Here is a 2,057-nt window from a genome sequence, read left to right as displayed (position 1 = left end):
GCCCGGGCATTCGCACCGGATAGCACGGTGCCGTCGCGGCACATCACGGATTGAGCCTGCGCCGTTCCTGACAGGGCGACAGCAAAGGTGAACGCGATCAACAGAGGACGCATGGCAGGCTCCGAGGCAGGCCAGATGGGCGACGCAGCCCGAACACGTTGCAGAACGCGACCGACACGTCAATCTGAGCGGCCTCAAGCGGATGGCAAGAATCACATCGGCCTCGCACAGGCCGAAAACATGCTTGCCTGCCGAGTTCACCGCTTCGATCCCGCCGCCTTTCTGTTATGGTGCCGATATGGAAGCGGGAGGCGACTCGTGCGGAATGCGCTGATGAGACACTTGGCGGCTTTGGCGCTGACGCTGGGTCTGCTGTTCACGGGCATGCCAGCTCGCGCCGAACCCATGGCCACGGCAGTTCGGCCAGCCGACAGCCTGGTTCAGGTGATCCAATATTACGGACGGCCGGGCTACTACGGACGGCCTCGGTTTTACGGGCGCCCGCACCACTACTACGGGCGGGGCTTCTATGGGCGCCCGCGCTACTACGGCAGACCGCGGTTCTACGGACCAAGATACGGCTACTATGGCCGGCGGAGCTACATTCGCTAGGCGGGGAGCACGCCATGCTATAAGTGATCGTGGCAGGGACGCCCATTGCTGAGCGCCCACGAGCAAAGGGGCAGCAGGTCACCGGGAGAGCCTCGAGATCGTCGCAAGCCCGACATTGTAGCTCCGGGCCAGTTCCTTGATTGTCGCACCTTCAGCGCGGCGGCGGCGGGCTTCTGTCTTCTGCGTGTCGGTGAGCTTCGAGGGACGGCCCATGTGTTGTCCACGTGCCTTTGCCCGGCTCCTGCCTTCCGCTGTGCGGGTGCGGATCAGGTCGCGCTCTACGTCTGCCAGCCCGCCCAGAACGGCGATCATCAGCCGTCCGGTGCTGGTGGCGGTGTCGGCCCATGGCTCGGCGAGTGACCGGAACTGCCCGCCCGCGTCCACGATCTGCTTCACAATGGCAAACAGGTCGAAGGTTGAACGGGCCAAGCGGTCGATCCGCGTCACCGTCACCACGTCGCCGGGACCCAGGGCTTTCAGGAGCCTCAGCAACTCGCGCCGGTCAGCCCGCGCGCCGCTCACCTTCTCGCGGAGGATCCGGACGCATCCCTCGGCGCGCAGCTGCTCAAGCTGCGCGTCGAGCGTCTGCCCATAGGTGCCAGGGCTGTTCAACGCTATGATGCAGCGAGCATCCTGAGCAGTTTTCCGATGCCTGCAAGACCGGCGCGGTAGCGATCCTGGCTGAACGTATCGGTCTGGTTCGCTTTGAGGACGTTGAAGGCAAAGCTGCGCAGGCGGGCGAACACGCCGGGGTTGGCGCGGATGCGCGAGCGGTCCTCGCCCAAGGTGACATCGCGGCTGTAATGGGAGGTGTTCTCGACCTTCCAGTGCGCACGGATCGCCTCGGCGGCGCGGGTCGCGGTGACCGGCGTGTTCGAGACGTAGAAGGCGGTTTCGGTGGAGTGGCGCAGTAGCCCGGTTTTGGCGTTGCGTGTGTAGACGTCGCGCTCGACCCGGATGGCGGCGGCCACGTGCGGGTGCCAGTCGGTGTTGGCCAGACTGTCAGCGGGATCGAAGACGGTGACGGTGCGGCGTTCGTCGCGGTTGCGGCCCTTGTCGCGGCTATGGGCAGACCCGAGCGGCGCCGTGGTGGACGAGATGTCCTGGATTTGCTGATGCAGGGTCGGTTGGTTGTCCTTGACGCCGACGATCAGGGCGACGTTGGCGGCTGTAGCGATCTCGAAATGTTTTTTTGGCAGTGCAAGGCGTCGAGCGTGACGATGGCGCCAGGGGCGAGGCCGAGTTCGGCCAGAAGCGTCTGCGCCGCCGGGATCTGGTTGGACTTTTCGGCGATGTCGACATGGGCCAGCACCAGCGCGGTGTCGGTGGCGAACACGCTCAGCACTTGAGCGGCCGCACGGTCGTTGAACTTGTCAAAGCTGCCGCGCAACCCTCCGTGCCAATGACAATGAGACATCGTCCCCCCGGAAGTTTAGCCTTGAGGG

The 2,057-nt window shown here is 64.9% G+C and carries 3 protein-coding genes; all 3 read right to left on the bottom strand.

The annotated features are described in order from the left end of the window. Positions 1 to 690: 690 nt before the first annotated feature. Genes ACFE99_RS25335 through ACFE99_RS25325 form a run of 3 tightly spaced genes read right to left on the bottom strand, consistent with a single transcriptional unit; the run spans position 691 to position 2,002 of the window. Positions 691 to 1,224 carry a recombinase family protein gene (locus ACFE99_RS25335; RefSeq protein WP_375489670.1) on the bottom strand — a complete coding sequence of 178 codons (534 nt, stop codon included), beginning with the start codon at positions 1,222 to 1,224 and terminating at the stop codon, positions 691 to 693. A gap of 2 nt (positions 1,225 to 1,226) precedes the next feature. After that, entirely contained in the window at positions 1,227 to 1,712 is a 486-nt protein-coding gene (locus ACFE99_RS25330; protein WP_375489672.1) for an ISAs1 family transposase, read from the bottom strand. A 50-nt stretch (positions 1,713 to 1,762) separates the two neighbouring features. Continuing rightward, complete coding sequence (locus ACFE99_RS25325) at positions 1,763 to 2,002, bottom strand: hypothetical protein (protein WP_375489668.1); 240 nt, start codon at positions 2,000 to 2,002, stop codon at positions 1,763 to 1,765. Positions 2,003 to 2,057: the final 55 nt, after the last annotated feature.

Source organism: uncultured Mycobacterium sp. (assembly GCF_964249325.1).
Taxonomy (GTDB): Bacteria; Actinomycetota; Actinomycetes; order Mycobacteriales; family Mycobacteriaceae; genus Mycobacterium.
The sequence above is the reverse complement of the archived record's forward strand: the minus strand, read 5'-3'. Positions and strand labels throughout refer to the sequence as shown.